The organism is Mesorhizobium sp. M7A.F.Ca.CA.001.08.2.1, from assembly GCF_003998455.1.
GTDB classification, from domain to species: domain Bacteria; phylum Pseudomonadota; class Alphaproteobacteria; order Rhizobiales; family Rhizobiaceae; genus Mesorhizobium; species Mesorhizobium ciceri.
This window is the reverse complement of sequence record NZ_RZPW01000527.1, coordinates 1-4,549: the sequence shown is the minus strand read 5'-3', so window position 1 is coordinate 4,549 and position 4,549 is coordinate 1. Positions and strand designations below refer to the sequence as shown.

Sequence of the window (4,549 nt, the reverse complement as noted above, 5' to 3'; positions counted from 1 at the left end):
GTCCTGCGACGAAGCCCAATGTCGCGGCAAGGCGAAGCTCTGCCTTGGTGATGACGAGCAGCGTCGCCGCCAGATTGCCTTCCGGGGTCGCCCAGACGCGGCCGCGCCGGCCACGCCCGCTTTCCTGCTTCTTGGAAACGACCCACAATTTGCCGGAGTCGCCTGCCCTTGCGTGGTCCAGTGCCAGCGCATTGGTGGAGCCGACGCTCTCATGCGCCTCGAGCCGGAACCCTTCCGACGCCGAGGTTGGAGCCAGCCGAAATGCCATGCCGTCTAGAAAAACGTCTTGGCGGCGGCTTCGGCATAGGTGCCGATCGGCCCACCGATCAACACGTAGAACAGCACGAAGGCGCCGGAGACGCCGAGCACGACACGCAATTCCGTCGCCATCGGCACGAAGCCGCCGACCGGTTCGTCGAACCACATGATCTTGATGATGCGCAAATAGTAATAGGCGCCCACCACCGAGGCCAGCACGCCGATGATCGCCAGCGCGTAGAGATTGGCGTTGATGGCGGCGAGGAAGACGTACCATTTCCCCCAGAAGCCGGCGAGCGGTGGAATGCCGGCGAGTGAGAACATCAGGATGGTCAGGATCGTCGCCATGACCGGATTGGTCGACGACAGGCCGGCCAGGTCGCTGATCTGCTCGACATTGCCTTCCTTGCGCCGCATGGCGAGGATGAAGGCGAAGGTGCCGAGCGTCATCACCAGATAGATCAGCATGTAGATGGCAACGCCGCGCACGCCGGCCTGGCTGTTGGCGGCAAGGCCGACCAGCGCGTAACCCATATGGCCAATCGAGGAATAGGCCATCAGGCGCTTGATGTTGGTCTGCCCGATTGCGGCGAAGGAGCCGAGTGCCATCGAGGCGATCGAGATGAAGACGATGATCTGCTGCCAGTCGGCGGCGATCGGCTTGAACGCGCCCATGGTGACGCGCACGATCAGTGCCATCGCCGCCATTTTCGGCGCCGCCGCCAGGAAGGCCGTCACCGGAGTCGGCGCGCCCTCATAGACGTCAGGCGTCCACATGTGGAACGGCACCGCGGAAATCTTGAAGGCAAGGCCGGCCAGCACGAAGACGAGGCCGAAAACGAGGCCAAGCTGGCGCTCGCCGCTGCCGAGTGCCGTGGCGATTTCCTGGAAGCCGGTGTTGCCGGTGTAGCCGTAGACCAGGCTGATGCCATAGAGCAGCATGCCCGATGACAGCGCACCGAGAACGAAATATTTGAGGCCCGCTTCGGTCGAGCGCAGATTGTCGCGGTTGATCGCGCACAGCACATAGATCGCCAGCGACTGCAGCTCGAGGCCGAGATAGAGGCCGATCATGCTGTTGGCCGAGATCATCAGCATCATGCCGAGCGTGCACAGCAGGATCAGCACCGGATATTCGAACTTGTCGAAGCGCTCCGCCTTGGCGAAGCGCATCGACATCACCAGCGTCACCGCCGAGCCGACCAGTGCCAGCACCTTCATGAAGCGGCCGAAGGAATCCTGGATGAAGGCATTGCCATAAGCGCTGCCCTGCCCGGTTCGGAAGATCAGCCAGGCGCCCGCGATCGCCAGCACGGCAACCGCGAGGCCGGTTACCGTGTTGGCCGTGTTGGCGCGCGAATAGGCTCCGACCATCAGCAGCGCCAGCGCGCCGACGGCAAGGATCAGCTCTGGCGTCGAGAGCGACAGGCTGGAGAGAAGGTCCGGCGTCATGGTTCGCAAAACCTCTGGTCAGTTCGCCGCCGCGGTCTGCGCGGCGCCGATGGATGCAGTGACATTGGTGACGAGCGACTTGACCGATTGGGCCGTCGCGTCGAAGACCGGGGCGGGATAGACGCCGAAGAAGATGACCAGCACGACCAGCGGGTAGATGATCACCTTCTCGCGCGGCGACAGGTCGAGCAGTCCCTTAAGGCTCTCCTTGGTCAGTGCGCCGAAGATCACCCGGCGGTAGAGCCAGAGCGCGTAGGCGGCCGACAGGATGACGCCGGTGGCGGCGAAGAACGCCACCCATGTGTTGACCCGGAACACGCCGAGCATGGTCAGGAACTCGCCGACGAAGCCGCTGGTACCGGGCAGACCGACATTGGCCATGGTGAAGATCAGGAACACCGTGGCGTATTTCGGCATGTTGTTGACCAGCCCGCCATAGGCCGCGATCTCACGTGTGTGCATGCGGTCGTAGATGACGCCGACGCACAGGAACAGCGCGCCGGAGACGAGGCCGTGGCTGAGCATCTGGAAGATCGCGCCCTGCACGCCTTCCTGGTTCATGGCGAAGATGCCCATGGTGACGAAGCCCATATGGGCAACCGACGAATAGGCGATCAGCTTCTTCATGTCCTCCTGCATCAGCGCCACCAGCGAGGTGTAGATGATGGCGACGACGGACAGCGCGAAGACCAGCGGCGCGGACATTTCCGACGCCAGCGGGAACATCGGCAAGGAGAAGCGCAGGAAGCCGTACCCGCCCATTTTCAACAGGATGCCGGCCAGGATGACGGAGCCCGCCGTCGGCGCCTCGACGTGCGCGTCGGGCAGCCAGGTGTGCACCGGCCACATCGGCATCTTCACCGCGAAGGAGGCGAAGAAGGCAAGCCATAGCCAGGTCTGCATGTTGGCCGGGAAATTGTGGGTCAGCAGCGTCGGGATGTCGGTTGTGCCGGACTGGAAGAACATCGCCATGATGGCGAGCAGCATCAGCACCGAACCGGCGAGCGTGTAGAGGAAGAACTTGAACGAGGCGTAGACGCGCCGCTTGCCGCCCCAGACGCCGATGATGATGAACATCGGGATCAGGCCGGCTTCGAAGAAGACGTAGAACAGCACGATGTCCAGCGCGCAGAACACGCCGATCATCAGCGTTTCGAGCAGCAGGAAGGCAATCATGTAGGCCTTGACGCGCTTCTCGATCGATTCCCACGAGGCCAGGATGCAGAGCGGCATCAGGAAGGTCGTCAGGATGACGAACAGCATCGAGATGCCGTCGACGCCCATATGGTAGGAAATGCCGGAATCGAGCCAGGCGACCTTCTCGACGAACTGGAAGCCGGACTGCGAATTGTCGAATCCGGTCCAGATGAACAGCGAGATGATGAACGTGAAAGTCGTCGTCAACAGCGCGATGGCGCGGATGTTGCGGCGTGCATTTTCGCTGTCGTCATTGATGAACAGGATAAGCAGCACACCAACCAGCGGCAGGAAGGTGACCAGCGAGAGGATTGGCCAGGCGGTCATCAGAGCATCATCCAGGTGACGAGTGCGGCAACGCCGATCAGCATGGCGAAGGCGTAGTGGTAGAGATAGCCGGTCTGCAGCTTGACGACGCGGTTGGTGACATCGACGACGCGCGCCGAAATACCGTCGGGGCCGAGGCCGTCGATGACGGTGCCGTCGCCGGTCTTCCACAGGAAGTGGCCGAGGCGCTTGGCGGGCCGCACGAACAGGAAGTCGTAGAGCTCGTCGAAATACCACTTGTTGAGCAGGAAGGCGTAGAGCCCGCGATGCTGCGCGGCCAGGTTGACCGGCATTTCCGGCGAGCGGATGTAGAATTTCCAGGCCAGCGCGAAGCCGATCAGCATGGCGATGAAGGGCGACAGCTCGACCCACAGCGGCAATTCGTGGATGTCGTGCAGGATGTGATTGTCAGGCAGTGTGAACAGCGATGCCTTCCAGAACTCGGCATAGCCCTCGCCGATGAAGGCGTTGTGGAAGATGACGCCGGCAAACAGCGCGCCCGCAGCCAGGATGAACAGCGGCACCAGCATCACCGGCGGCGATTCATGGACATGGTGCATCACCTCATGGCTCGCCCGCGGCTTGCCGTGGAAGGTCATGAAGATCAGCCGCCAGGAGTAGAAGGAGGTGAAGCAGGCGGCGATGACCAAAAGCACGAAGGCCATGCCGGCAACCGAATTGTGGCCGGCAAAGGCGCTCTCGATGATGGCGTCCTTGGAGAAGAAGCCGGCGGTGCCGATGACCGTCACCGGAATGCCGACGCCGGTCAGCGCCAGCGTGCCGATCACCATCATCCAGTAGGTGGTCGGGATCAGTTTCCTGAGGCCGCCCATCTTGCGCATGTCCTGCTCGTCGGACACGGCATGGATGACCGAGCCCGAGCCGAGGAACAGCAGCGCCTTGAAGAAGGCATGCGTGAACAGGTGGAAGATCGCCGCGCCATAGGCGCCGACGCCGAGCGCCACGAACATGTAGCCGAGCTGCGAGCAGGTCGAATAGGCGATGACGCGCTTGATGTCGTTCTGGACCAGACCGACGGTGGCCGCGAAGAAGGCCGTGAAGGCACCGATGAAGGTCACGACAGTCAGCGCCGAATGCGACAGTTCGAACAGCGGCGACAACCGCGCCAGCATGAACACGCCCGCCGTCACCATGGTGGCGGCATGGATCAGGGCCGAAACCGGCGTCGGGCCTTCCATGGCGTCCGGCAGCCAGGTGTGCAGCGGCACTTGCGCCGACTTGCCCATGGCGCCCATGAACAGGAGCAGGCAGACGATCGTCATGGCCGCCTGCTTGTCCAGCGCATGGCCAAGGA

3 protein-coding genes and 1 pseudogene are annotated in these 4,549 nt (G+C 62.7%); all 4 read right to left on the bottom strand.

Going from position 1 to position 4,549, the window contains the following annotated elements; genetic code table 11:
• Window positions 1–268 (bottom strand): annotated as a pseudogene (locus tag EN914_RS25450) (biotin--[acetyl-CoA-carboxylase] ligase); the annotation flags it as partial.
• Between the two features lie 5 nt (window positions 269–273).
• Window positions 274–1,710 (bottom strand): NADH-quinone oxidoreductase subunit NuoN, encoded by a 1,437-nt coding sequence (gene nuoN / locus EN914_RS25445; protein ID WP_013531102.1) that lies wholly within the window; start codon window positions 1,708–1,710, stop codon window positions 274–276.
• Between the two features lie 18 nt (window positions 1,711–1,728).
• Entirely contained in the window at window positions 1,729–3,234 is a 1,506-nt protein-coding gene (locus EN914_RS25440) for an NADH-quinone oxidoreductase subunit M (RefSeq protein WP_127389338.1), read from the bottom strand.
• On the bottom strand, window positions 3,234–4,549 hold a 1,316-nt coding region (gene nuoL, locus EN914_RS25435), incomplete at its 5' end, for an NADH-quinone oxidoreductase subunit L (protein ID WP_127389337.1). The genes EN914_RS25440 and nuoL, both read right to left, overlap by 1 nt.